This window comes from uncultured Sphingomonas sp., from assembly GCF_936927845.1.
Classification (GTDB): domain Bacteria; phylum Pseudomonadota; class Alphaproteobacteria; order Sphingomonadales; family Sphingomonadaceae; genus Sphingomonas.
This window is the reverse complement of record NZ_CAKZHV010000057.1, coordinates 136185-160957: the sequence shown is the minus strand read 5'-3', so window position 1 is coordinate 160957 and position 24773 is coordinate 136185. Positions and strand designations below refer to the sequence as shown.

Below are 24773 nucleotides of genomic sequence, written 5' to 3'. Positions count from 1 at the left end.
GTGTGCGGGCCGTCGATCGTTCTGATCGAGCTTTCCGCAATGCAGCACGCGCTTGATTTCCGCGGCCGCGCGCGCCATCTGCCAATCGGAACGATCTGATCCGATTTGAGAATTATTCGCAACATGCGCCTGTCATCGCTCACCGATTACGCCGTCGTGCTGCTCACCGCAGCCGCGCGTCATTGCGGCGGCGTGGCGCGGTTGAACGCGACGATGCTGGCGGAGGAAACCGGCGTGCCGCTGCCGACTGCGCAGAAGCTCGTCAGCCGCTTGTCCGCCGCGGGGCTGATCGACAGCGTGCGCGGCACGGGTGGCGGCTTTCGCCTGTCGCGCCCGCCCTCGGCGATTACGATTGCCGACGTGGTCGAGGCGGTCGAGGGTCCGATTCTGATGACCGCCTGCGTCGACGCGAGCGATCACGACTGCAATCTCTCCGGCGCGTGTCGCGTCAAGCCGCACTGGAACGCGGTCAACGAAGCGGTGCGCGGCGCGCTCGCGGGCATCACGCTCGCGCAGCTCGCCGTTCAGCCTGCTTCTTCTGAAACTCCGACAAAGGTTCTGGCATAATGGCCACCAAAAACGCCGAAGCCTATGCGGCCGTCTCCAAGACGTACGAATGGGGCTTCTCCTCCGACGTCGAGCAGGACTTCGCGCCCAAGGGGCTGAGCGAGGACACGGTCCGCTACATTTCCGCGAAGAAGGGCGAGCCCGAGTGGATGCTCGACTGGCGGCTGAAGGCGTATGCGCGCTGGCTCGAGATGGAGACGCCCGACTGGTCGAAGCTCAACATCGCGCCGATCGATTATCAGGACGCCTATTATTACGCGGAGCCCAAGGCGAAGCCCAAGCTCGGCTCGCTCGACGAGGTCGACCCCGAGATCCTGCGCGTTTACGAGAAGCTCGGCATTCCGATCGCCGAGCAGAAGATGCTCGCCGGTGTCGAGGAGCTCGACGAAAACGGTCAGCCGAAGCGCCGCGTCGCGGTCGACGCGGTGTTCGACAGCGTCTCGGTCGCGACGACCTTCCGCAAGGAGCTGGAGGCCGCCGGCGTCATCTTTCGCTCGATCTCGGAGGCGATCCGCGAGTATCCCGATCTGGTCCGCAAGTGGCTTGGCAAGGTCGTGCCGCAGCACGACAATTATTTCGCGACCTTGAACTCCGCGGTCTTCTCCGACGGCACCTTCGTCTACATTCCCGAGGGCGTCCGCTGCCCGATGGAGCTGTCGACCTATTTCCGCATCAACGCGGAGAACACCGGGCAGTTCGAGCGCACGCTGATCGTCGCCGACAAGGGCAGCTACGTCTCCTATCTGGAGGGCTGCACCGCTCCGATGCGGGACGAGAACCAGCTTCACGCCGCGGTGGTCGAACTCGTCGCCCTCGACGACGCCGAGATCAAATATTCGACCGTGCAGAACTGGTACCCCGGCGACGAGAACGGTGTCGGCGGGATCTACAATTTCGTCACCAAGCGCGCGCTTTGCCAGGGCAAGAACAGCAAGGTGTCGTGGACACAGGTCGAAACCGGCTCCGCCGTCACGTGGAAATACCCGTCCTGCGTGCTCGCGGGCGAGAACAGCGTCGGCGAATTCTACTCGGTCGCGGTCACCAACAACCGCCAGCAGGCCGACACCGGCACCAAGATGATCCATCTGGGCAAGGGTAGCCGCTCGACCATCGTATCGAAGGGGATCAGCGCGGGGCGCAGCGACAACACCTATCGCGGGCTCGTCCGCGTCGCGCCGACCGCGGAGGGCGTGCGCAACTTCACCCAGTGCGACAGCCTGCTCCTCGGTGACCAGTGCGGCGCACACACGATCCCGTACATCGAGGTGCGCAATCCTAGCGCGCAGATCGAGCACGAGGCGACTACCTCGAAGATCAGCGAGGATCAGCTCTTCTACGCGATGAGCCGCGGGCTCGATCAAGAGGCGGCGGTCGCGCTGATCGTCAACGGCTTCGCGCGCGAAGTACTGCAACAGCTTCCGATGGAGTTCGCGGTCGAGGCGCAGAAGCTGCTGGGCATCAGCCTTGAAGGAAGCGTGGGTTGAGCGCGGCCAGTTAGGGCGACGAACGCCACACGAGACATCAGCATCATTTTCCGAACGAGAAGCAAATGCTCAAAATTGAAAACCTCCATGCCGAGATCGACGGCAAGCCGATCCTCAAGGGCCTGTCGCTCACCGTGAACGCGGGCAAGATCCACGCGATCATGGGGCCGAACGGCGCGGGCAAGTCGACGCTCGGCTACGTGCTGGGCGGCCGTCCTGGCTACGAGGTGACCGAGGGATCGATCACCTTTGACGGGCAGGAACTGCTCGAGATGGAACCGCACGAGCGCGCCGCCGCGGGCGTGTTCCTCGGCTTCCAGTACCCGGTCGAGATCCCCGGCGTGTCGAACGTGCAGTTCCTGCGTGAGAGCCTGAATGCGCAGCGTAGCAGCCGCGATGAGAAGCCGCTGTCGGGTGCCGAGTTCCTGAAGCTTGCTCGCGCGGAGGCCGCGCGGCTGGAGATGGACGCCGAAATGCTCAAGCGTCCGGTCAACGTCGGCTTCTCGGGCGGCGAGAAGAAGCGCAACGAGATGGTGCAGATGGGGATCATCAGCCCGAAGTTCGCGATCCTCGACGAGACCGACTCAGGGCTAGACATCGATGCGCTGCGCATCGTCGGCGACGGCATCAACCGCATCATGCGTCAGCCCGACAAGTCGGTGCTGCTCATCACGCACTATCAGCGCCTGCTCGATTACGTGAAGCCCAACGTCGTCCACGTCCTCGCCGACGGCCGCATCACCCGCACCGGCGGCCCCGAGCTCGCGCAGCAGCTCGAGCGCGAAGGCTATACGGGCATTGAGGCCGAGGTCGCTGCGTGAGCATGCTCGAACTTCCCTCCAACCGCGCCGAGGCGTGGCGCTGGGCCGATCTCGGCGCGCTGTCCGCTGCCGCGGCGATGGCGCCGATCGCGCGTCCCGAGCACGATTTCCTCGACCTGCCCGGTGCACGGCTGCTCTTCGTTGATGGCGTGCTCGATGAGGGCGCCTCGACGCTCGGCGCGGTAACGCTCGGTGAGGTCATGGGCAGCGACCATGCGCTCGGCCGCCACGCGCGCGCCGGCTGGTCGCTCCGCCTCGACGCACGCGCTGCCGCCGACCCGGTGCAGATCGTCCATGTCGCGACGGCGGGCGAGAACCACCTCGCCGCCGAGATCGTACTGGCTGAGGATGCGGTCGGCGAAGTGGTCGAAACCTTCGTCGGCGCCGGCTGGGCCAATCGCTACACGCGCACCCGGCTCGCGCGCGGCGCGCGGCTGATGCGCAGCGTCCGTTTGCTCCAGCCCGCCGGCTTCGTGTCGCTGCGCGAGGAAGCCGACGTGGGCGAGGCGGCGAGCCTCGTGACCACCTTCCTGGGCGCGGGCGGGCAAGGCAGCCGCATCGACGCGCAGCTGACGATGTCGGGCGAGGGCGCCTTCGCCGAGTACGGTGGCGCGCTGCTCACCAGCGACACCCAGGCGCAGGAATGCGCCGTTCGCGTCAACCACGCGCAGCCCAACGGCTCCTCGCGCCAGGTGTGGCGCGCGGTCGCCGCCGACCAGAGCCGCGCCAGCCTCGCCGCCGCGGTTGAGGTCGCGCGCCACGCGCAAAAGACTGACGGTGAGCAGTCTCTACGCGGCCTGCTGCTCCATCGCACCGCAACGGTGAATTTGAAGCCCGAGCTCGAAATCTTCGCCGACGACGTCAAGTGCGCGCACGGCGCGACCGTTGGCGAGCTCGACCCGCGCGCGTTGTTCTACATGCAGAGCCGCGGCATCCCGCGTGCCCGTGCGCAGGCGATCCTGACGCACGCCTTCGTCGGCGACGTGCTGGAGCGGATCGGCAACGAAACCGTCCGCGCCGCTTTCGAGGCCGACGCAGACGCCTGGCTCAACGCCGCGCTGTGACTATGCACGCGCCGACCCGAGTGTCCTACACCGGCCATGCCGCCTACGCGCCGGTGTCGGCTCCGGGCCGGAACGTTTTCGCGCGTGCGTATATGCGTAGGGGTGTGACTTTAGCGACTTTCCAGCAGGTGCCGGCATGACCACGATCACCCAGGAACGCCCGCTCGACACCGTCGCCGACTTCCCTGCGATCCCTGACGGCTGGGCCTATCTCGACACCGCCGCCACGTCGCAGAAGCCGCAGACGGTGATCGACGCGATCACCCGCGGCTACGCCGAGACCTACGCCACCGTTCACCGCGGCGTATACCAGCGCAGTGCCGACATGACGCTCGCCTACGAGGCCGCCCGCAACCGCGTCGCCGCGTTCATTGGCGCTCGTGCCGATGAGATCGTTTTCGTCCGCGGCGCGACCGAGGGGATCAACCTCGTCGCGCACTCTTGGGCCGCGCAGCAGTTGAAGGCGGGCGACCGCATCCTGCTGTCGCAGCTAGAACACCACAGCAACATCGTGCCGTGGCAGATCGCGGCTGAGCGCGTCGGTGCCGCGATCGACGTGATCCCGCTGACCGAGGATCACCGCGTCGACCTTGACGCGATGGCGGCGATGATCACCCCCGCGCATAAGTTCGTCGCGCTCGCCCACGTCTCCAACGTGCTCGGCTCGGTGCTCGACGCAAGCCGCGCGAGAGAGATCGCTCATTCGGTCGGCGCGAAGATCCTGATTGACGGCTGCCAGTCGGTGCCGCGGATGGCGGTCGACGTCGCCGCGATCGGCTGCGACTTCTACGTCTTCTCCGGCCACAAGCTCTACGGCCCGACCGGCATCGGCGTGCTGTGGGGCAGGGGCGACTTGTTGAACCAGATGCCGCCCTACCAGGGCGGTGGCTCGATGATCGACCGCGTCTCGTTCGAGCGCTCGACCTATGCGCCTGCGCCGACCCGCTTCGAGGCCGGCACGCCGCACATCGTCGGCGCGCTGGGCTTGCACGCTGCGATCGACTACGTGTCCGCGATCGGGTTGGAGCGCATCCACGCGCACGAGGCGGCGCTGGTCGCCGACACGCGCGTCGCGCTGTCGCACCTCAATTCGGTTCGCGTGTTCGGCCCCGCTGACTCTGCCGGCATCGTCTCCTTCGCGATGGAGGGGGTGCATCCGCACGACATCGGCACCATCTTGGACGAGAGCCGGGTCGCGATCCGCGCCGGGCATCACTGCGCGCAGCCGCTGATGGCGAGCCTGGGCGTCGATGCCACCGCGCGGGTCAGCTTCGGCGTCTACAATGGACCTAGGGACGTCGAGGCGCTGGTCGCCGGCATGGAACGGGTGAAGAGGATTTTCGGATGAGCGAAGACGCCGACCGGATCGAAGTTCAGGAGGTAGCGGCGGTGACCGCACCGCCACGCGCGCGCGTCGAGGATGCGGTCGATGCTCCCCGCGAGCGCGACTATTTGACCGGCTTCCTTCAGCAGAAGCCTGCGGGCGACAAGCCCGGCGAACCCGGCGGCGCGCTGTACGAGGGCGTGATCGACGCGCTCAAGGACATCTTCGACCCTGAAATCCCGGTCAACATCTATGACCTTGGGCTGATCTACGGCGTCGAGGTGACCGACGAGGGCCAGGCGATCGTAACCATGACGCTCACCACGCCGCACTGCCCGGTCGCCGAGTCGATGCCGGCCGAGGTCGAGATGCGCGTGGCGGCGGTTCCCGGCATCGCCTTCGCCGACGTCAACCTCGTCTGGGACCCGCCGTGGGACCCGCAGAAGATGTCCGACGACGCCAAGCTCGAACTCGGCATGTTGTGAGGATCACTTGGTGACCAATCTAAAGACCCGCGCACGCCCTGCCGCACTCAACATGACGCCGACGGCCGAGGCACGCATCGCCGCGCTGATGGCGCGCGCACCTGAGGGCGCCATCGGCGTCAAACTCTCGACCCCGCGCCGCGGCTGCTCGGGCCTTGCCTATTCGGTCGATTACGTCACCGAGGCGAAGCCGTTCGACGAGAAGATCGAGACACCCGGCGGTACGCTCTACGTGGACGGCGGCTCGATCCTCTATCTCATTGGCTCGACGATGAACTGGGTCGAGGACGATTTCACCGCCGGCTTCGTGTTCAACAATCCCAATGCTAAGGGTGCGTGCGGCTGCGGCGAGAGCTTCACCGTTTGAGCGAATTCCTTCCGCTGATGCGACTGGACGTGACAAGAGGGCGTTCATCCCCCTAATTCTGTTCCAAGCAACATTCGGGGGTCCTGCTTGAACGCTCCAACCGTCGTCGCCGCGCCAACAACCGAGCGCGGGTCCTTGGCATCCGCCATCCTCGACACGCTCGTCCACCGTATCGGCAAGGACGAGCACGCCGCGCGCCCGCACGATTGGCTGGCGGCCACGATCCTGACCGTCCGCAACGACATCATCGAACGCTGGATGGACTCGACCCGCGCCGCGCATGCCGCGGGCGCCAAGCGCGTCTATTATCTCAGCCTCGAATTTCTGATCGGCCGGCTGCTGCGCGACACGCTGTCGAACTTGCTTAAGACCGACGAGGTCGCCTCGGCGCTGTCCGAACTCGGCGTTGGCCTCGCCGAGCTGGAGGAGATCGAGCCCGACGCGGCACTTGGCAACGGGGGCCTCGGCCGGCTCGCCGCCTGCTTCATGGAAAGCATGGCGACGCTCGATCTCCCTGCCTATGGATACGGCATTCGCTACGTCAACGGCATGTTCCGGCAGCGGATCGACAATGGCTGGCAGATGGAACTGCCCGAAACCTGGCTCGCCCACGGCAATCCGTGGGAGTTCGAGCGCCGCGAGAGCGCCTATTTCGTCGGTTTCGGCGGCGAGGTGACGGGGAACGAGCAGGGCGCGGTCCACTGGCACCCGGCCGAGGCGGTCGAGGCGGTCGCGGTCGACACGCCGATGGTCGGCTGGCGCGGTCGGCGCGTCAACACGCTGCGCCTGTGGACCGCGCGCGCGTTCGATCCGATCAAGCTCGACGCCTTCAACGCCGGCGACTTCCAAGCTGCGCTCGCCGATCAACTCCGCGCCGAGACGCTGACCCGCGTCCTCTACCCCAATGACAGCACCGCGGCGGGGCAGGAGCTGCGGCTCCGGCAGGAGTACTTCTTCTCCTCCGCCTCGATCCAGGACATTGTCCGTCGCCACGTCCAGTATTTCGGCGACATCCGCACGCTCCCAGACAAGGCCGCGATCCAGCTCAACGACACGCATCCCGCGGTATCGGTCGCGGAACTCATGCGGCTGCTGATCGACTATCACGAACTGACCTTCGACGAGGCGTGGGACGTGACCCGCGCCACCTTTGGCTACACCAACCATACGCTTCTGCCCGAAGCGCTGGAGAGCTGGCCGCTACCGCTGTTCGAGCGGATGCTGCCGCGTCACATGCAGCTCGTCTACGCGATCAACGCCAAACTGCTGCGAGAGGCGCGCGGAACGCAAGGCATCGACGACCGCGCGATCGCCGCGATCAGCCTGATCGATGAGGGCGGCGAGCGGCGGGTGCGGATGGCCAATCTCGCCTTCGCCGGCTCGCACAGCGTCAACGGCGTCGCCGCGCTCCACACCGATCTGATGAAGCAGACGGTGTTCGCCGACCTCCACCGGCTCTACCCGACGCGGATCAACAACAAGACCAACGGCATCACTCCACGGCGCTGGCTGCAGGAGTGCAATCCCGCGCTCACCGCGCTGATCCGTGACGCCATTGGCGACCGCTTCCTCGACGACGCGACCGCGCTGTCCGATCTCGCCCCGTTCGCCGAAGACGCCGCGTTCCGCGAGCGTTTCGCCGCAGTCAAGCGCACCAACAAGGCCGCGCTCGCGCAGTATCTGCGCGGCGACATGGGCCTCCGCCTCGATCCCGACGCGATCTTCGACGTGCAGATCAAGCGCATCCACGAATACAAGCGCCAGTTGCTCAACCTCGTCGAGACGGTCGCGCTCTACGACCAGATTCGCTCGCATCCCGATCGCGACTGGACCCCGCGCGTCAAGCTGTTCGCAGGAAAAGCGGCGTCGAGCTACCACAATGCCAAGCTCGTCATCAAACTGGCGAACGACGTCGCGCGCCGCATCAACGCCGACCCTGCGATCGGCGACCTGCTCAAGGTCGCGTTCGTGCCGAACTACAACGTCAGCCTGGCCGAGCGCATGGTTCCCGCCGCCGACCTGTCCGAGCAGATCTCGACCGCAGGGATGGAGGCATCGGGTACCGGCAACATGAAGTTCGCGTTGAACGGCGCGCTAACGATCGGCACACTCGACGGAGCGAACGTCGAGATCAGGGATCATGTCGGTGCGGACAATATCGTGATCTTCGGCATGACCGCCGACGAGGTCGCAGCAAAGCGGAGCGGCGGCTACGATCCGCGCCAAGTGATCGAGGGTTCGCGTGAGCTGTCGCAGGCGATCAACGCGATTGCCTCGGGCGTGTTCTCGCCCGACGATCCCCACCGCTACCGCGACCTGATGCAGGGATTGTACGACCACGATTGGTTCATGGTCGCCGGCGATTTCGACGCTTATGCCGCAGCCCAACGCGACGTCGATGCGCGCTGGCGCGACCGCGATGCCTGGGGACGCTCGGCCGTGCTCAACGTCGCCAACATGGGCTGGTTCTCGTCCGATCGCACCATTGCCGAATATGCCCGCGACATCTGGGGTGTGATGTGACGCCGCCGAGCGAGGCGATCGCCGCGCTGCTGGAGGGGCGGCACGACGATCCCTTCTCCCTCCTTGGCCCCCATGCCGGCCCCGAGGGCACGTTCGCGCGCACCTGGATCCCCGGCGCCGACCGCGTTGTCGCCCACTCGCTCGCCGGCGAGCCGCTCGGCGGGCTCGCGCGCGTCGATGATCGCGGGCTGTTCGAGGGCGTGATCGCCGGCGACCCGCAGCCGCTGCGCTACCGCGCCAGCGGGGCGGGCGGCGATTGGTGGGTCGGCGACCCGTACAGCTTCGGTCCTGTCCTGGGCCCGATCGACGACCTGCTAATGATCGAGGGCACGCACAAACGACTCTACGACAAGCTCGGCGCGCATCTGATCGAGCACGAGGGCGCGAGCGGCATTCACTTTGCGGTCTGGGCACCCAATGCGCAGCGCGTAGCGGTCGTCGGCGACTTCAACAATTGGAACGGCGCGCGCCACACGATGCGGCGCCGCGGCGACGCGGGGGTGTGGGATATCTTCGTGCCCGACCTCGGTGCGGGCCGCGCCTACAAATACGAGATCGTCGGACCCGACGGGCTGACGCAGCCGCTCAAGGCCGATCCCTTCGCCTTTGCCGCCGAACTGCGCCCCGCCACGGCGTCCATCACCACCGCCGCCCCCGCGCACGTCTGGGGCGACGACGCCCACCGCGCGGCGTGGAGCAAGGTCGATCCGCGCCGCGTCCCGATCAGCATCTACGAGGTCCATGCCGGATCGTGGGAGCGCGACGAGCATGGCTGGTTCCTCTCCTGGGACGCGCTCGCCGACCGGCTGATCCCTTACGTCGTCTCGATGGGGTTCACCCACATCGAGTTCATGCCGATCAGCGAATATCCGTACGATCCGAGCTGGGGTTATCAGGCGACCGGGCTCTACGCGCCGTCCGCGCGCTTCGGCGACCATGAAGGGTTCGCGCGCTTCGTCGACGGTGCGCATCGTGCCGGATTGGGCGTCATCCTCGACTGGGTACCGGCGCATTTCCCGATCGACGCGCACGGGCTCGCCCGCTTTGACGGCACCGCACTCTACGAGCACGAGGACCCGCGGCTCGGCTTCCACCCCGACTGGAACACCGCGATCTACAATTACGGCCGGCGTGAAGTCGCGTCGTTCCTGACCAACAATGCGCTGTTCTGGGCCGATCGCTACCACGTCGACGGTTTGCGCGTCGATGCGGTCGCCTCGATGCTTTACCGCGACTACAGCCGCAAGGCGGGCGAGTGGATCCCCAACCAGGCCGGCGGACGCGAGAATTGGGAGGCGGTCGACTTCCTGCGCGGCGTCAACCGCGCGGTTTACGCCGACCATCCCGGCGTCTTCACGGTCGCCGAGGAATCGACCTCATGGCCCGGCGTCAGCCAGCCCGCCTATGATGAGGGCGCACGCGAGAACCTGGGGTTCGGGTTCAAGTGGAACATGGGCTGGATGCACGACACGCTCCAATACATGGCGCGCGAGCCGGTGCACCGAAAGCACCACCACGAAGGGCTCACCTTTGGGCTGATGTATGCCTTCAGCGAGAATTTCGTCCTCCCGCTCAGCCACGACGAGGTCGTCCACGGCAAGGGTTCGCTCCTCACCAAGATGTCGGGCGACGATTGGCAGCAGTTCGCCAACCTGCGCGCTTATTACGCGATGATGTGGGGTTACCCCGGCAAGAAGCTCTTGTTCATGGGCCAGGAGTTCGCACAGCGCCGCGAGTGGAGCGAGGAGCGCGCGCTTGACTGGCATCTGCTCAAATCATCCGCGCACGATGGTGTGCGCAAGCTGGTGCGCGACCTGAACCGTCTCTACCGCGAGAAGCCGGCACTCCACGCGCGCGATTGTGAGGCGGAAGGCTTCGAGTGGGCGGTCGCCGACGATGCGGAGAACTCCGTGTTCGTCTGGCTACGCAAGGCGCCCGGTGCGCCGACGATCGCGGTGATCGCCAACATGACCCCCGTCGCGCGCATGCCCTATCCCGTGCCGCTGCCGCATGACGGGCGCTGGCGCGAAATCCTCAACTCCGATGCGCACGATTATTGGGGTTCGGGGCTCGGCAATCTCGGTGGCGTGGTGGCAAAGGATGGCAGCGCCAGCGTGACGCTGCCACCGCTCGCGACGATCATGCTGGAATATGTCGCGTGAGCGTGCCGCATCTAGGCCCAACGCTAGGCGAGCATCTCCCACGCGACGAACAGCAGCAGCCACAGCACGAGCGATATCAACGTGGCGATGGCCATCCCGAACATGGGAGAGGTTACTTGGTCGGCGTGCTCGGTCGGCAGGATGGGGGAAAGGGACGGGACGTCCGAATGAACCTGTTCCAGGGTAATGCGCTCCTAATGTCGCCACCTCTTCGCGGGTGATGACAACAAACGTACGTTAGGCATCTCACCCGCGCAACGAAAAGAAAGGACAGGCTGAATGACGGAGAGGGAACACCGACGCAGCCATCCACTGGCGCGTGACGCAATGGCCTATGTCCTGGCGGGCGGTCGCGGCAGTCGGCTGGCAGAGCTGACCGACACGCGCGCCAAGCCCGCGGTTTATTTCGGCGGCAAGAGCCGGATCATCGACTTCGCGCTGTCGAATGCGATCAATTCAGGCATCCGCCGCATCGGCGTCGCGACGCAGTATAAGGCGCACAGCCTGATCCGGCATTTGCAGCGTGGCTGGAACTTCCTGCGGCCCGAGCGCAACGAGAGTTTCGACATTCTCCCCGCGTCGCAGCGCGTCAGCGAGTTTCAATGGTATGAAGGCACCGCCGACGCGGTCTACCAGAACATCGACATCATCGAGAGCTACGCGCCCGAATTCATGGTCATCCTGGCGGGCGACCACATCTACAAGATGGACTATGAGGTGATGCTCCAGCAGCATTGCAACAGCGGCGCCGACGTGACCGTCGCGTGCATGGAGGTGCCGCGGATGGAAGCGGTCGGCTTCGGCGTGATGCACGTCGACGCCGACGATCGCATTATCGATTTTGTCGAGAAACCCGCCGATCCGCCCTCGATTCCCGGCCAGCCCGACGTGGCGCTCGCCAGCCTCGGCATCTACGTCTTCTCCACCCGCTTGCTGATCGACGAGCTGCGACGCGACGCCGACACGCCCGGCTCGAACCGCGATTTCGGCAAGGACCTGATCCCGTACTTGGTCAAGCACGGTCACGCGCAGGCGCACCGGTTCGGCGACAGTTGCGTCCGCACTGCCGAGGAACCCGCCGCCTATTGGCGCGATGTCGGCACCGTTGATGCTTATTGGGAAGCCAACATCGACCTGACCGATGTCGTCCCGCAGCTCGACCTGTACGACCGCAGTTGGCCGCTGTGGACCTACTCGGAGATCACCCCGCCAGCCAAGTTCGTCCACGACATCGACGGGCGGCGCGGCTCGGCGGTGTCGAGCCTGATCGCGGGCGACTGCATCGTCTCTGGCTCGACGATCCACCGCTCACTGCTGTCGACGGGCGTTCGCGCGCACAGCTACTCGTGCCTCGATGAAGCGGTGGTGCTGCCCTACACGCACATCGGCCGCGGGGCGCGGCTGAGCCGGGTCGTCATTGACCGCGGTGTTCACATCCCCGACGGGCTGGTGGTAGGCGAGGACCCGGCTGCCGACGCGCACCGTTTCCGCCGGACCGACAAGGGTATCTGCCTCATCACGCAACCGATGATCGACCGGCTGGGCTGATCCGCGAATGACGATCCGCGTCCTCTCCGTTGCGTCGGAGGCGTTTCCGCTGGTCAAGACCGGCGGGCTCGCCGACGTGGTCGGTGCGCTGCCCGCCGCGCTCGCCGCACACGACGTGGAGACGACTACGCTGATACCAGGCTATCCCGCAGTCACCGTCGCACTCGGCAAGGCGCGCGCGGTGCACCGCTGGCCGGCACTGCTCGGCGCGCCGGCGCGACTGCTGGCGGGTGAGATCGAGGGATGTCCGCTACTGGTGCTCGACGCGCCGGAGTTGTTCGCGCGCGACGGCAACATCTACACCGATCCGGGCGGCAAGGATTGGCACGACAATTGGCGCCGCTTCGCCGCACTCGCGCGCGCCGCGGCCGATCTGGGTTCGGGCGGGGTGAAGAGCTATTGCTACGATGTCGTCCACGCGCACGACTGGCAAGCGGCACTCGCGCCGGTCTACTTGCGCCACGCACCCGCGAGCGAGCGAGTGGTGCGGTCGGTCATCACCATCCACAACATCGCGTTCCAAGGCTGGTTCGACCCCGGCATCCTGCCGTGGCTGGGTCTGCCCGACGACCTGTTCACCGTCGACGGCATCGAGTTCTTCGGCGGCGTCGGTTACCTGAAGGGCGGGATGCAGTTCGCCGACGCGATCACCACCGTCAGCCCGTCCTACGCGCAGGAAATCCTCAGCGCCGAGTTCGGCATGGGGCTGGAGGGCCTGGTCGCCGCGCGGCGCGAGCGTGTGTCGGGTATCGTCAACGGGATCGATCCCGCGATCTGGAACCCCGCCACCGACACGGCGCTGCCGGCGCGCTACACCGATCGGACGCTTGGCCGGCGCGCGGCGAACAAGCGCGCGGTAGAGGCACGCTTCGGTCTCGAACCCGGCGACGGCCCGATCTTCACCGTGGTCAGCCGGCTGACGTGGCAGAAGGGCATGGACGTGCTCGGCGAGTGCGTCGACGATCTCGTCGCCATGGGCGGTCGGCTTGCCATGCTCGGCTCGGGCGACCCGGCGCTGGAGGAAGCGTTCCGGCTCGCCGCCGATCGCCACCCCGGCCGCGTCGGCGTGACGATCGGCTACGACGAACCCGTTTCGCACCTGCTCCAGGGGGGCGCCGACGCGATCCTGATCCCTTCGCGCTTCGAGCCATGCGGGCTGACGCAGCTATACGGCCTCGCCTACGGCTGCGTCCCCGTCGTCGCGCGGACCGGTGGGCTCGCCGACACGATCATCGACGCGAACGAGGCGGCGCTGGCGGCAGGCGTCGCGACCGGCGTGCAATTCACCGGCGTGTCACGTGACGCGCTCACCGCCGCGATTGCGCGCACCGTGCGCCTCTACGCCGACCGCGCGACCTGGACCACGATCCAGAAGCGCAGCATGCGCAGCGACTTTTCCTGGGACCGTAGCGGGCTTCGCTACGCCCAACTCTACCGGGGGCTCCTCGACACATGATCCGCGCCGTTCCAACGACCCCGTACCTCGACCAGAAACCCGGCACCTCCGGGCTGCGCAAGAAGGTGCGCGTGTTCCAGCAGCCGAACTATGCCGAGAACTTTATTCAGTCGGTGTTCGACGTGATCGAGCACGAGCGTGCCGGCGCGACGCTGGTGGTCGGCGGCGACGGCCGCTTCCTCAATCGCGAGGTCATCCAGATCGCGATCCGCATGGCGGCGGCCGCGACCTTCGCGCGCGTGATCGTGGGGCAGGGCGGCATTTTGTCCACCCCGGCCGCCTCCAACCTCATCCGTAAGCGCGGCGCGCTCGGCGGACTGATCCTGTCGGCCAGCCACAATCCCGGCGGCCCCGACGAGGATTTCGGCATCAAGTACAACGTGTCGAACGGCGGCCCCGCGCCCGAGGGCGTAACCGACGCAATCTACGCGCGCACTAAGGCGATCGAAACCTGGTATGCTGCAGACACCCCCGACATCGACCTAGACGCACTCGGCGAGGTGAATGTCGCCGGCATGACGGTCGAGGTGGTCGACCCCGTCGCCGATTACGCCGAGCTAATGGAGGCATTGTTCGACTTCGACGCCATCCGCTCGGCCAATCTGACGATGGCCTTCGACGCGATGAGCGCCGTGACCGGCCCCTACGCGACCGAAATCCTCGAACGGCGCCTCGGCTTCGCGCCCGGTACGGTGCGCAACGGCACGCCACTGCCCGATTTCGGCGGCCATCATCCCGACCCCAATCTCGTCCACGCGCGCGCGCTATACGACACGATGATGGAGGAGGATGCACCCGACTTCGGCGCAGCGTCGGACGGCGACGGCGACCGCAACCTCATCATCGGACGCGGTCGCTTCGTGACCCCGTCGGACAGCCTCGCCATGCTCGCCGCCAACGCGCATCTCGCCCCGGGTTACGCCGCCGGTCTGAAAGGCATCGCGCGCTCGATGCCGACCAGCGCGGCGGCCGACCGCGTCGCGGCCGCGCTCGGCATCCCCGCCTATGAGACGCCCACGGGGTGGAAGTTCTTCGGCAACCTCCTCGACGCCGGCATGGCGACGATCTGCGGTGAGGAGAGCGCGGGCACGGGCAGTGACCATGTCCGCGAGAAGGACGGGCTGTGGGCGGTGCTGCTCTGGCTCAACATCCTCGCCGCGACCGGCAAAAGCGTCGATGAATTGGCGCGTGATCACTGGGCACGCTTCGGCCGCAATTACTACGCCCGCCACGATTACGAGGGCGTCGACAGCGTTGCCGCCGACACGCTGATGCGCGATCTGCGCGGCAAGCTCGCGACGCTGCGGGGAACGACGATCGGTGCGCTGACGATCGCCCAGGCCGACGACTTCGCCTACACCGACCCGACCGACGGCTCGGTCAGCGCCAACCAAGGCGTGCGCATTCTATTCGACGGCGGCAGCCGCGTCGTGTTCCGCCTGTCGGGCACCGGCACCAGCGGCGCGACCGTGCGCGTTTACCTCGAACGCTACGAACCCAAAGACGGCGACCTCGACGCGGACACGGGCGCGATGCTCGCCGACATCGTCGCCGCGGCGGACGAACTCGCCGGCATCCACCATCACACCGGTCGCAACGAGCCCGATGTCGTCACCTGAGCTCGGCGCGCACGTCGGGCCGGACGGAACCAGCTTCGCCGTCCACGCGCCGGCGGCGGACGCGGTGTGGCTGTGTTTGTTCGACGGCGAGGCGGAGCGCCGCATCGCCATGACCCGCGATGGCGCGATCTGGCGCGTGGACGTGCCGAGCGCGGGCGAGGGCACGTGCTACGGATACCGCGCCGATGGCGCACCGGCGCACGACGCGTCCAAGCTGCTGGTCGACCCTTACGCCACGACGCTCGACCGCGCCTTTGTTTACGACCCGCTACTGACCGCGCAAGGCGCCGACACCGCCGCGCTCGTGCCCAAGGCGGTGGTGAGCGTACCGTCACCTGTCGCACTCGCGCCGCCCGTATTCCGCCACGGTGGCCTGATCTACGAGCTCAACGTCCGCGGCTTCACGATGCTGCACCCCGACGTGCCTGATGCGCAGCGTGGCACGATCGCGGCGCTCGCGCACCCGGCGGTGATCGCAAACCTGACGAAGCTCGGCGTCGACGCGGTCGAACTGATGCCCGTGGTCGCCTGGATCGACGAGCGACACCTGCCGCCGCTCGGCCTCGCGAACGCCTGGGGCTATAATCCGGTCGTGCCGATGGCGCTCGATCCCCGGCTAACACCCGGCGGCGTCGCCGAACTGCGCGACACCGTCGCTTCGCTTCGACAGGCGGGCATCGGCGTGATTCTCGACTTGGTGTTCAACCACAGCGGCGAAAGTGACGAGCACGGTCCCACGCTCTCCCTCCGCGGGCTCGACGACGCGGCCTATGCGCGCGACGGCGGGGGGCGCCTGATCAACGACGCGGGCACCGGCAACACGCTCGATTTCGCCAACCAGGCGGTGCGCGACCTGACCCTCGCCAGCATGCGCCACTTCGTCGCACACTGCGGGGTCGACGGCTTCCGCTTTGATCTTGCCACCGTCATGGCGCGCGGTCCCGGCTTCGACGCGCAAGCACCGATCTTCGCCGAGATCGCGGCCGACCCGCTGCTCGCCGACCGCGTGCTGATCGCCGAGCCGTGGGATACCGGTCCTGGCGGCTACCAGCTCGGGGCATTCCCATCCAACTGGCTCGAGTGGAATGATCGCTACCGCGACGACGTGCGCCGCTTCTGGCGCGGCGATGGCAGCAGCGGCACGCTGGCGACCCGGCTGTCTGGATCGAGCGACGTGTTCGGTGACCGCGCCACCCGCAGCGTCAACTTCGTCGCCGCGCACGACGGCTTCACGCTCGCCGATACCGTCGCCTACGCCGAGCGCCACAACTACGCCAACGGCGAGCACAATCGCGACGGCCACGCGCACGAAATATCGTGGAACAACGGCGCGGAGGGCGCCTGCGACGACGCCTCGGTCGCCGAGCGCCGCCACGCCGACCAGCGCGCGCTGCTTGCCACATTGTTCGCCAGCCGCGGCACGATCATGCTGACCGCGGGTGACGAGTTCGGCCGCTCGCAAGCAGGCAACAACAACGCCTACGCGCAGGATAATGCGATCACGTGGCTCGACTGGCACGCGCGCAACCGGCAGCTGGAGGACTATGTCGCCGGCCTCTCGCGCCAGCGCCGTACATGCGCGGCGCTGTCCGTTCCTGCGATCCGACACGACGCGCGCTGGCACCGGCTCGACGGCGGCGAGATGACGCAGGCGGACTGGGACAGCAGCGCGGGGTTCGCGATGACCGTTGGCGACGTCACGCTGCGGGTGGATCGTAACGGACGGTCGGTGACGATCGAACAGGGTTGAGAAGGCTCGCGCCTGACCGTGTCATATCGACCTGACGATCGGCTAACGTCTGAAAGCACAGCGCCGCGGGCCAAGCCCGCGTCGTCGGTCGGCGCGGTCGCGCCGCCGGCCGCGCTGGTCGCCGGAGCGCGCAATAGCTTTGGCTATTGCGCCGCGACCAGCGGCTATTTCGTTGCGACCAGCGGGAGTCCCGGCTGCACTTCTTCATACCCGCGCACGATCCCGGACAGCGTCAGCCCCAGCAGCCGGATGCCGCCCGCGACCGGCAACTCCGGCGCGATCAGCATGCGGCCGATCGCCAGCATATCCGCCTCGCTTGCCACCGGATCACTCACCGATCGGGCGCGCGTGATGGTGTGGAACTGGCTGTCGCGCAGCTTGAGCGTCACCGTGCGCCCGCGGGCCTGTTTGCGCTCGACCCGCGCCCAGGCAGCCGACGCGACGTGCGCCAGCGCGGCGTCGATCTCGTCGGGCGCGGACAGATTGGTCTCGAACGTCCGCTCCGCCCCGATCGACTTGCTCTCGCGGCTGGATCGCACCGGCCGCTCGTCCACGCCGCGCGCGGCGCGATGGAGATAGTCGGCGTAGTTGCCGAAATGCGCGCGCAGGAACTCGACCGGCCGGTCGCGCAGGTCGGCGCCCGTCTCGATCCCCAGCCGCGACATCTTCGCCGCGGTGACCGGACCGACGCCGTGGAAGCGCTTGACCGGCAGGCTGGCGACGAACGCCGCGCCCTTGCCCGGCGGGATCACGCACAGACCGTCGGGCTTGTTCTGGTCGGAGGCGAGCTTGGCGATGAACTTGTTGTAGCTGACCCCCGCCGAGGCAGTCAGGCCGGTCACTTCCTTGATCCGCGAGCGGATCTCCTCGGCGATCGCCTTGGCGGAGCCGAGCCCGCGCCGGTCGACCGTTACGTCGAGATACGCCTCGTCCAAACTGAGCGGCTCGATCTCGGCCGTGTAATCGGCGAAGATCGCGTGGATCTGCCGGCTGACCGCGGCATAGACCTCGAACCGCGGCTTGACGAACAAGAGCTCGGGACAGCGCCGCCGCGCGACCGACGAGGGCATCGCCGAGCGGACCCCGAACACGCGCGCCTCGTAACTCGCCGCCGCCACCACCCCGCGCGCGCTCGATCCGCCGACCGCGAGCGGACGCCCGCGCAAGGCCGGATCGTCGCGCTGCTCGACCGACGCGTAGAAGGCGTCCATGTCGACGTGGATGATCTTGCGGACGGGCGCCTCGGTCACGTGCGTCGTATAGCGGCTGCGCGCGCTGTCGTGTACCCGTTTCGTTCGCGCGGGCGCGGCTGTTTTCGCGGAGCCGCAAATCCGCTATGCCGCGGCGCATGAGCGATCTACAACGCCCCGTCCTCGTGCCGCCTAATGGCGAGAAGAAAGTGCTGCTTCATTCCTGCTGTGCCCCGTGCTCGGGCGAGGTGATGGAAGCGATGACAGCGAGCGGCATCGACTACACGATCTTCTTCTACAACCCCAACATCCATCCCAAAGAGGAATATCTGCTCCGCAAGGAGGAGAACATCCGCTTCGCCAAGGAGCATGACGTTCCCTTCGTCGATGCCGATTATGACACGGTGAACTGGTTCAAGCGCGCGAAGGGGATGGAGTGGGAGCCCGAACGCGGCGCGCGCTGCACGATGTGCTTCGACATGCGGTTCGAGCGCACCGCGCTCTACGCGCACGAGCATGGCTTCCCGGTCATCACCTCCTCGCTCGGCATCTCGCGTTGGAAGGACATGAACCAGATCAACAGCTCGGGCGAGCGCGCCGCGTCGCATTATCCCGGCATCGATTACTGGACGTTCAACTGGCGCAAGGGCGGTGGCGCCGCGCGGATGATCGAGATCTCCAAACGCGAGCGCTTCTACCAGCAGGAATATTGCGGCTGCGTCTATTCACTGCGTGACAGCAACGCGCACCGTGTCTCGCAGGGTCGTGAGGAAATCCGCATTGGCGAGTTGTACTACGGCGACGACGCCAAGGGCTGATCAGCCGATCGCGACCCTGATCGTCAACACGTCGCGAGGTCGTGCTGCAAGGCTGGATCGTCCCGCGCGTTAGGTGCGGCGCGCGTCACGGGACGTGACCGATGCGTGACGCTTTGGCTTTTGCGCTGCGCCTGCTAACGCGCGCGGATCATGGCTACCCCGCTCTCGCACATCCGCAATTTCTCGATCATCGCGCACATCGACCACGGCAAATCGACGCTCGCCGACCGGCTGATTCAGGCGACCGGCGGCCTGTCCGACCGCGAGATGAGCGAGCAGGTGCTCGACAACATGGACATCGAGCGCGAGCGCGGCATCACGATCAAGGCGCAGACCGTGCGGCTCGCCTACAAGGCCAAAGACGGTGAGACCTACACGCTCAACCTGATGGACACGCCCGGCCACGTCGACTTCGCCTACGAGGTTTCGCGGAGCCTGGCGGCGTGCGAGGGTGCGCTGCTGGTGGTCGACGCGGCGCAGGGCGTCGAGGCGCAGACGCTCGCCAACGTTTATCAGTCGATCGAGCATGATCACGAGATCGTGCCTGTCATCAACAAGATCGATCTGCCCGCCGCCGAGCCCGAGAAGGTCCGTGCCGATATTGAGGACGTGATCGGCCTCGACGCATCAGGCGCGGTGCTCGCCAGCGCGAAGTCGGGGATCGGCATCGCCGACATCCTCGAAGCCGTCGTCACCAAGATCCCGGCGCCGAAGGGCGACGCGAACGCACCGTTGAAGGCGATGCTGGTCGACTCGTGGTACGATCCGTACCTCGGCGTCGTGATCCTGATCCGCGTGATCGACGGCACGTTGAAGAAGGGGCAGCAGGTCACCTTCATGCAGGCGGGCACGCAGCATCTGGTCGACCGGGTGGGATGCTTCCGCCCCAAGATCGAGCAGCTGACCGATCTGGGCCCCGGCGAGATCGGCTTCATCACCGCGCAGATCAAGGACGTGGCGCAGGCGCGCGTCGGCGACACGCTGACCGACAGCAAGAAGCCGACCGCCGAACCGCTCGAAGGCTTCAAGGAAGTGCAGCCGGTGGTGTTCTGCGGCTTATTTCCGCTCGACGCCAACGACTTTGAGAAGCTGCGCGAGTCGATCAGCAAGCTGCGGCTGAACGACGCTTCGTTCAGCTTCGAGATGGAGACTTCCGCCGCGCTCGGCTTCGGTTTCCGCTGTGGGTTCCTGGGGCTCCTCCATCTGGAGATCATCCAGGAGCGGTTGATGCGCGAGTATGACCTCGATCTCATCACCACTGCGCCGAGCGTGGTGTATGAAATCGAGCTGACGCACAACGGTGGGCGGGTCGAACTCCACAATCCGGCCGACATGCCCGACCCCAACAAGATCGCGACGATCAGCGAGCCGTGGATCGAGGCGACGATCTACGTTCCCGACGAATACCTCGGCTCGATCCTGAAGCTGTGCCAGGACCGCCGCGGCATTCAGAAGAACTTGACCTATGTCGGCGGGCGCGCACAGGCGACGTACGAACTGCCGCTTAACGAGGTCGTATTTGATTTCTACGACCGGCTCAAATCGCTGTCGAAGGGCTATGCCAGCTTCGACTATCACCAGATCGGTTATCGCGAGGGCGACCTCGTCAAGATGTCGATCCTCGTCAACGAAGAGCCGGTCGACGCGCTTTCGATGATCGTGCACCGCGGCACCGCCGAGACGCGCGGGCGCGGCATGTGCGAGCGGTTGAAGGAGCTGATCCCGCGTCACCTGTTCAAGATCCCGATCCAGGCGGCGATCGGCGGCAAGGTGGTCGCGCGCGAGACGATCAGCGCGATGCGCAAGGACGTGACCGCCAAATGTTACGGCGGCGACGCGACGCGTAAACGCAAGCTGCTCGACAAGCAGAAGAAGGGCAAGCTCAAGATGCGCGAATACGGCAGCGTGCAGATCCCGCAGGAGGCTTTCATCGCCGCGCTCCGCATGGGTGACGAGGGCTGATCAACGTGTCGGGGTGAGCCGCGATCCTGCGGCTACGCCTCGACCCGCAACGCACCGCGCGCATCCTTGAGCATCCACGCGCGGGCGGCACGCTGTACCCGCGGCAGAATGACCCATTGCAGCAGCGAGGTGAGCAGCAGCGACGAGACGATGATCTGCACCGGCGACGGCAGCGTCGGCAGCAGCGCGCGCACGATCGTGCTGACGATCAGCAGGACGGGCAGCACCGATAGCTAGGTGACGATGAAGCGTTTCCACGGCGACGCGCTCGCGTCGCTCGGCAGTTCGATGTCGATGTCGCGTCCGCTCGCGACCTGGTCGGTGCCGACCGTCAGCTCGTCGCCGTGCGCGGCGAGTGCGCGATAGGCGACATCGGCCCGGAAACGGTCGAGTGCGGCGCGGTCCGCGAAGCGCAGCAGCAGGTGCTGCAACGCATCGGTCTGCCCCAGGCGGACGAGGCCGGAAAAGCCCTCCGCTGCTCTCGCTGCCGCGCTCAGTTCCTCGATCCAGCGCGCAAAGGCTTCCGCCTTGCCGGGCAGAACGGCGCGGCTGATCACGAGCGTGGCGGGGCGGGCATCGTCCATGCCGCGTCAACGAGCGTCGCGCGTGCGTGTTGCGCTGCGGCGGATGACGGGTGCATCGACGTGGCTGGCGCCGCGGTATCCACCGCGATACAGCGGTCGCGATGATCCGCCGCACCGTTCTGTTCACGCTTGTCGCACTGATGGCGACGCCGATCGCAGCGCAGCAGCGTGCGCCCATCGTGCTCGCCGCCGCCAGCATGCAGGAGGCGGTGAGTGACGCGGCAGACGCCTGGGCCCGGCAGGGGCATCCGCGGCCGGTGCTCGCCTTTGCCGCGTCCTCGGCGCTCGCGCGGCAAGTCGAGGCCGGCGCACCCGCCGACCTGTTCGTCTCGGCCGACAGTGAATGGATGGACGAGCTGGCGCGTCGGCGTCTGCTCGCGCCCGGGACCCGCGCGGTGCTGGCGCGTGGACGGCTGGTCGTGGTTGCGCGGCCGGGTTCCGCATCGGTCAACGGGTTGCGGGGCGCGGCGCTCGCGCGTCTGCTCGCGCGCGGACCGCTCGCGATGGCTGATCCTGCGTCGGTGCCGGCGGGGCGATACGGACAGCAGGCGCTGACCCGCATGGGCGCCTGGGGCACCGTTGCCCCGCGTGTAGTCCGCGCCGAGAACGTCCGCGCGGCGCTCGCGCTGGTTGAGCGCGGCGCGGCGCCGTACGGGATCGTCTACGCAACCGACGCGCGTGCCTCGGCGCGGGTGCAGGTGGCGGGCGTGTTCCCCGCCGCCAGTCACGCGCCGATCGTTTATCCGATCGCGCGTCTCGCGCGTTCGCGCAGCACGGAGGGTGAGGGCTTCCGCCGCTTTCTGCTATCTTCGGCCGGGCAGGCGATTTTGGCGCGCAGAGGCTTTGGCGCGCGGTGAGCGACGTGTCCGCGGTCGTCCGCCTGACGCTGCTGATCGGCGGAACCGCGACGCTTGCCTGCCTGCCGCTCGCTTTCCTGCTCGCCTGGGTGCTCGCGCGCTGGCGCTTCCCGGGCAAGATCCTGCTCGACGGTATCGTTCATCTGCCGCTGGTCGTGCCGCCGGTCGTGACCGGTTGGGTGCTGCTGCTCGCCTTTGCACCTGCCGGACCGATCGGTGGATGGCTGGAGCGGTGGTTCGGTTTCAGCGTGCTGTTCCGCTGGAGCGGGGCGACAATCGCGGCGGCGGTGATGGCGCTGCCGCTGATGGTGCGCGCGATGCGGCTGTCGATCGAGGCAGTTGATCAGCGACTGGAGCAGGCCGCCCGCACGCTCGGCGCATCGCGGTGGCGTGCCTATGCGACGATCACGCTGCCGCTCGCGCTGCCGGGCGTGCTCGCCGCGGCGGTCCTGGGTTTCGCGCGTTCGATCGGGGAGTTCGGCGCGACCGTCACCTTTGTCAGCAACGTGCCGGGTGAGACGCAGACGCTGCCGCTCGCGATCTACGCCGCGCTTCAACAACCTGGTGGCGAGCAGCAGGTGTGGCGACTGGCCGCGATTTCGGTCGCGTTGTCGCTCGGCGCGCTGATCGCGTCGGAGGCGCTGGTGCGCCGTGCCGGACAGGGGACGCATGTCCTTTGACATCGACGTGACCGGCCGCGGCGGGCGCGTGTCGGCTCGCTTCGCGGTGCCCGGTGGCGTCACGGTCCTGTTCGGCCCGTCGGGTGCCGGCAAGACTACGGTCCTCGACATGATCGCCGGCCTGGTCACGCCCGAGCGCGGCCATATTCGCGTCGGCGGCGAACCCTTGTTCGACGCAGCGACGCGCGTGAACGTGCCGCCCGAACGGCGCCGCGCTGGCTATGTCTTTCAGGATGCACGGTTGTTTCCGCACCTGCGCGTGCGCGAGAACCTGCGCTACGGAGCGAAGGATGGCGATCAAGTCACTGAGACTGCGCGCTTGCTGGGTGTCGAGCATCTGCTCGCACGCTGGCCGCGGACGCTGTCGGGGGGTGAGGCGAAGCGCGTCGCGATCGGGCGCGCGCTGCTCAGCGACCCGGCATTCCTGCTGCTCGACGAACCGCTCGCGTCGCTCGATGCGGCCCGGCGCGCCGATGCGATGCGCGCGGTACAGACGCTGCGCGACGCTACGCGGCTGCCGACACTGCTCGTTACCCACGATCGCGACGAGGCCGAGCGGCTCGGCGATCGCATCATCGACCTCTCCGCGTAGAGGTGGCGCGCCCGGCTGGATTCGAACCAGCGGCCCCAAGCTTAGAAGGCTCGTGCTCTATCCAACTGAGCTACGGGCGCGCGCGGAACGCGGATTAGCGCGGATTGCGGCGCTGCGAAACTGCCGCGTATAAAAGCTGCATGGACGAGCCCAGTTCGCACCCGACCGATGCCGCGCTCACCCGTGTCGAGGCCGATGCGCTGGCCGGGCGATCGCTCCGCTTCTACGATTTCGTGATGGCGGCGTTCGTCGCCATCCTGCTGCTGTCGAACGTGCTGGGCGCGGGCAAGGTAGCGGTGATGACCTTGCCCGTCGTCGGCGAATGGCCGTTCGGCGCGGGCCTCCTGTTCTTCCCGGTCAGCTACGTCATCGGCGACGTGCTGACTGAGGTCTATGGCTATGCGCGGGCGCGGCGCGTGATCTGGGCGGGGTTCGCCGCCACCGTGTTCATGGCGTTCATGGCCTGGGTCGTCGTGGCATTGCCGCCTGCACCCGATTGGACCAACCAGGCGGCGTATGAGACGGTGTTCGGGCAGGTGCCTCGGATCGTCTTTGCCAGCATGTGCGCATTTTGGGCCGGCGAGTTCGTCAACTCCTACGTGCTCGCGCGGATGAAGGTGTGGAGCGGCGGGCGGCACCTGTGGATGCGCACGATCGGTTCGACGATCGCGGGGCAGGGCGTCGACAGCCTGATCTTCTACCCGCTCGCGTTCCTCGGCGCGGCCGGGTGGACCAGCGATCTGGTCGTCACCGTATTGTTCACGCAATGGGCGCTGAAGGTCGCGTGGGAGGCGCTGCTGACGCCAGTCACCTATCTGGTGGTCGGCGGACTCAAGCGAGCCGAGGGGATCGACGTGTTCGATCAGGCGACGAACTTCTCGCCCTTCCGTACGCGCGTCTGACGCGGTGTGAACCGTTCC

Annotated in this window: 22 protein-coding genes and 1 tRNA gene; 19 read left to right on the top strand and 4 right to left on the bottom strand. The window is 67.0% G+C overall.

Annotated elements, in window-relative coordinates:
- Positions 1-123: 123 nt before the first annotated feature.
- The 13 genes from Q0579_RS08560 (at position 124) to glgX (ending at position 17170) form a co-directional block, all read left to right on the top strand.
- A complete protein-coding gene (locus tag Q0579_RS08560) occupies positions 124-567 on the top strand; it encodes an SUF system Fe-S cluster assembly regulator (protein WP_298811252.1) in 444 nt (147 codons plus the stop codon).
- Positions 567-2051, top strand: a complete 1485-nt coding sequence (gene sufB / locus Q0579_RS08555) for a Fe-S cluster assembly protein SufB (RefSeq protein ID WP_298811250.1) — start codon at positions 567-569, stop codon at positions 2049-2051. Before Q0579_RS08560 ends, sufB begins: the two co-directional genes overlap by 1 nt.
- A gap of 65 nt (positions 2052-2116) precedes the next feature.
- Positions 2117-2872 carry a Fe-S cluster assembly ATPase SufC gene (gene sufC / locus Q0579_RS08550; protein ID WP_298811248.1) on the top strand — a complete coding sequence of 252 codons (756 nt, stop codon included), beginning with the start codon at positions 2117-2119 and terminating at the stop codon, positions 2870-2872.
- Positions 2869-3936 carry a SufD family Fe-S cluster assembly protein gene (locus Q0579_RS08545; protein ID WP_298811245.1) on the top strand — a complete coding sequence of 356 codons (1068 nt, stop codon included), beginning with the start codon at positions 2869-2871 and terminating at the stop codon, positions 3934-3936. The genes sufC and Q0579_RS08545 overlap by 4 nt, the downstream gene beginning before the upstream one ends.
- 136 nt (positions 3937-4072) lie before the next feature.
- On the top strand, positions 4073-5284 hold the full coding sequence (locus Q0579_RS08540) for a cysteine desulfurase (protein ID WP_298811231.1): 1212 nt from the start codon (positions 4073-4075) through the stop codon (positions 5282-5284).
- Positions 5281-5745, top strand: a complete 465-nt coding sequence (locus Q0579_RS08535) for an SUF system Fe-S cluster assembly protein (RefSeq protein ID WP_298811229.1) — start codon at positions 5281-5283, stop codon at positions 5743-5745. The genes Q0579_RS08540 and Q0579_RS08535 overlap by 4 nt, the downstream gene beginning before the upstream one ends.
- A 52-nt stretch (positions 5746-5797) precedes the next feature.
- Positions 5798-6112, top strand: a complete 315-nt coding sequence (locus Q0579_RS08530) for an iron-sulfur cluster assembly accessory protein (RefSeq protein ID WP_298811434.1) — start codon at positions 5798-5800, stop codon at positions 6110-6112.
- A gap of 135 nt (positions 6113-6247) precedes the next feature.
- On the top strand, positions 6248-8635 hold the full coding sequence (locus tag Q0579_RS08525; RefSeq protein WP_298811226.1) for a glycogen/starch/alpha-glucan phosphorylase: 2388 nt from the start codon (positions 6248-6250) through the stop codon (positions 8633-8635).
- Positions 8632-10797, top strand: coding sequence for a 1,4-alpha-glucan branching protein GlgB (gene glgB, locus Q0579_RS08520; protein WP_298811223.1), 2166 nt, complete (start codon positions 8632-8634; stop codon positions 10795-10797). The genes Q0579_RS08525 and glgB overlap by 4 nt, the downstream gene beginning before the upstream one ends.
- Positions 10798-11076: 279 nt before the next feature.
- On the top strand, positions 11077-12345 hold the full coding sequence (gene glgC / locus Q0579_RS08515) for a glucose-1-phosphate adenylyltransferase (RefSeq protein WP_298811222.1): 1269 nt from the start codon (positions 11077-11079) through the stop codon (positions 12343-12345).
- A gap of 7 nt (positions 12346-12352) precedes the next feature.
- On the top strand, positions 12353-13801 hold the full coding sequence (gene glgA / locus Q0579_RS08510; RefSeq protein WP_298811220.1) for a glycogen synthase GlgA: 1449 nt from the start codon (positions 12353-12355) through the stop codon (positions 13799-13801).
- Positions 13798-15420, top strand: coding sequence for an alpha-D-glucose phosphate-specific phosphoglucomutase (locus tag Q0579_RS08505; protein ID WP_298811217.1), 1623 nt, complete (start codon positions 13798-13800; stop codon positions 15418-15420). The genes glgA and Q0579_RS08505 overlap by 4 nt, the downstream gene beginning before the upstream one ends.
- Positions 15407-17170, top strand: coding sequence for a glycogen debranching protein GlgX (gene glgX / locus Q0579_RS08500; RefSeq protein WP_298811214.1), 1764 nt, complete (start codon positions 15407-15409; stop codon positions 17168-17170). The genes Q0579_RS08505 and glgX overlap by 14 nt, the downstream gene beginning before the upstream one ends.
- A gap of 164 nt (positions 17171-17334) precedes the next feature.
- Here the strand turns inward: glgX and dinB are convergent, their stop codons facing one another.
- Positions 17335-18420, bottom strand: coding sequence for a DNA polymerase IV (gene dinB, locus Q0579_RS08495; RefSeq protein ID WP_298811211.1), 1086 nt, complete (start codon positions 18418-18420; stop codon positions 17335-17337).
- Positions 18421-18518: 98 nt separating this feature from the next.
- Between dinB and Q0579_RS08490 the strand changes: the two genes are divergently transcribed.
- Positions 18519-19178, top strand: a complete 660-nt coding sequence (locus Q0579_RS08490; protein WP_298811208.1) for an epoxyqueuosine reductase QueH — start codon at positions 18519-18521, stop codon at positions 19176-19178.
- 150 nt (positions 19179-19328) lie between these two features.
- On the top strand, positions 19329-21140 hold the full coding sequence (gene lepA / locus Q0579_RS08485) for a translation elongation factor 4 (RefSeq protein ID WP_298811204.1): 1812 nt from the start codon (positions 19329-19331) through the stop codon (positions 21138-21140).
- Between the two features lie 32 nt (positions 21141-21172).
- Here lepA and Q0579_RS08480 read toward each other — a convergent pair whose 3' ends face one another.
- Together Q0579_RS08480 and Q0579_RS08475 are read right to left on the bottom strand one after the other, a co-directional pair.
- Positions 21173-21367: a hypothetical protein gene (locus Q0579_RS08480; protein WP_298811203.1), complete on the bottom strand. Its 195-nt coding sequence runs from the start codon at positions 21365-21367 to the stop codon at positions 21173-21175.
- A 6-nt stretch (positions 21368-21373) separates the two neighbouring features.
- Entirely contained in the window at positions 21374-21724 is a 351-nt protein-coding gene (locus Q0579_RS08475; protein WP_298811201.1) for a hypothetical protein, read from the bottom strand.
- 101 nt (positions 21725-21825) lie between these two features.
- Here Q0579_RS08475 and modA point away from each other — a divergent pair, with 101 nt between their 5' ends.
- Genes modA through Q0579_RS08460 form a run of 3 tightly spaced genes read left to right on the top strand, consistent with a single transcriptional unit; the run spans position 21826 to position 23853 of the window.
- The gene (gene modA, locus Q0579_RS08470; protein WP_298811199.1) at positions 21826-22581 is read left to right on the top strand and encodes a molybdate ABC transporter substrate-binding protein; all 756 of its coding nucleotides are present in this window, start codon (positions 21826-21828) and stop codon (positions 22579-22581) included.
- Complete coding sequence (modB, locus tag Q0579_RS08465; RefSeq protein WP_298811197.1) at positions 22578-23261, top strand: molybdate ABC transporter permease subunit; 684 nt, start codon at positions 22578-22580, stop codon at positions 23259-23261. The genes modA and modB overlap by 4 nt, the downstream gene beginning before the upstream one ends.
- Positions 23251-23853 carry an ATP-binding cassette domain-containing protein gene (locus tag Q0579_RS08460; protein ID WP_298811195.1) on the top strand — a complete coding sequence of 201 codons (603 nt, stop codon included), beginning with the start codon at positions 23251-23253 and terminating at the stop codon, positions 23851-23853. The genes modB and Q0579_RS08460 overlap by 11 nt, the downstream gene beginning before the upstream one ends.
- Before the next feature lie 3 nt (positions 23854-23856).
- Here the strand turns inward: Q0579_RS08460 and Q0579_RS08455 are convergent.
- A tRNA-Arg gene (locus Q0579_RS08455) sits at positions 23857-23933 on the bottom strand.
- 60 nt (positions 23934-23993) lie between these two features.
- Here Q0579_RS08455 and Q0579_RS08450 point away from each other — a divergent pair.
- Positions 23994-24755: a queuosine precursor transporter gene (locus Q0579_RS08450; protein WP_298811192.1), complete on the top strand. Its 762-nt coding sequence runs from the start codon at positions 23994-23996 to the stop codon at positions 24753-24755.
- Positions 24756-24773 lie beyond the last annotated feature (18 nt).

Bases quoted from the DNA above. Each gene is read 5' to 3' on its own strand.
- sufB (WP_298811250.1), top strand. From the start codon at position 567: ATGGCCACCAAAAACGCCGAAGCCTATGCGGCCGTCTCCAAGACGTAC.
- Q0579_RS08450 (WP_298811192.1), top strand. From the start codon at position 23,994: ATGGACGAGCCCAGTTCGCACCCGACCGATGCCGCGCTCACCCGTGTC.
- Q0579_RS08535 (WP_298811229.1), top strand. From the start codon at position 5,281: ATGAGCGAAGACGCCGACCGGATCGAAGTTCAGGAGGTAGCGGCGGTG.
- sufC (WP_298811248.1), top strand. From the start codon at position 2,117: ATGCTCAAAATTGAAAACCTCCATGCCGAGATCGACGGCAAGCCGATC.
- glgA (WP_298811220.1), top strand. From the start codon at position 12,353: ATGACGATCCGCGTCCTCTCCGTTGCGTCGGAGGCGTTTCCGCTGGTC.
- glgX (WP_298811214.1), top strand. From the start codon at position 15,407: ATGTCGTCACCTGAGCTCGGCGCGCACGTCGGGCCGGACGGAACCAGC.
- Q0579_RS08505 (WP_298811217.1), top strand. From the start codon at position 13,798: ATGATCCGCGCCGTTCCAACGACCCCGTACCTCGACCAGAAACCCGGC.
- Q0579_RS08475 (WP_298811201.1), bottom strand. From the start codon at position 21,724: ATGGACGATGCCCGCCCCGCCACGCTCGTGATCAGCCGCGCCGTTCTG.
- Q0579_RS08490 (WP_298811208.1), top strand. From the start codon at position 18,519: ATGAGCGATCTACAACGCCCCGTCCTCGTGCCGCCTAATGGCGAGAAG.
- lepA (WP_298811204.1), top strand. From the start codon at position 19,329: ATGGCTACCCCGCTCTCGCACATCCGCAATTTCTCGATCATCGCGCAC.
- glgC (WP_298811222.1), top strand. From the start codon at position 11,077: ATGACGGAGAGGGAACACCGACGCAGCCATCCACTGGCGCGTGACGCA.
- modA (WP_298811199.1), top strand. From the start codon at position 21,826: ATGATCCGCCGCACCGTTCTGTTCACGCTTGTCGCACTGATGGCGACG.
- Q0579_RS08460 (WP_298811195.1), top strand. From the start codon at position 23,251: ATGTCCTTTGACATCGACGTGACCGGCCGCGGCGGGCGCGTGTCGGCT.
- Q0579_RS08540 (WP_298811231.1), top strand. From the start codon at position 4,073: ATGACCACGATCACCCAGGAACGCCCGCTCGACACCGTCGCCGACTTC.
- Q0579_RS08560 (WP_298811252.1), top strand. From the start codon at position 124: ATGCGCCTGTCATCGCTCACCGATTACGCCGTCGTGCTGCTCACCGCA.
- Q0579_RS08530 (WP_298811434.1), top strand. From the start codon at position 5,798: ATGACGCCGACGGCCGAGGCACGCATCGCCGCGCTGATGGCGCGCGCA.